We start from the raw sequence: 307 nt of genomic DNA on the forward strand, positions 1-307 counted from the left end.
GTCGACACCGCCCCGGCGCTGCTGGTGGCGGTGATCGTCAGCGGGATCGTCGGCTGGGTCTCGTAGTCGACCGTCTGACCGGCCTTCAGATAGAGCCCGCCGTCGTGCACCGCGAAGCGGTCGTCGTCGACGCTGTAGGTGTAGACGCGCTTGGCCGGGTCGGTGTCCGGATCGGCGATGGCCACGTCCGCCAGCCGGGTCTCGGCCGCGGTGTTCTCCGCGATGCTCTGCAGGTTGCTGACCGTCACGGCCGTCGGCGCTTCGTCGACGTCGCTCACCCCGACCACGACATCCGTCGACACCGCCC

Annotated in this window: 1 protein-coding gene; it reads right to left on the reverse strand. The window is 70.0% G+C overall.

The window, feature by feature from the left end; translation table 11 throughout:
• Window positions 1-307, reverse strand: a 307-nt coding sequence (locus ACFLIT_RS17845; protein ID WP_479912616.1) for a cadherin repeat domain-containing protein, incomplete at both ends; no start/stop codon positions are given.

The organism is Caulobacter sp. HJHS_5, assembly GCF_056683955.1.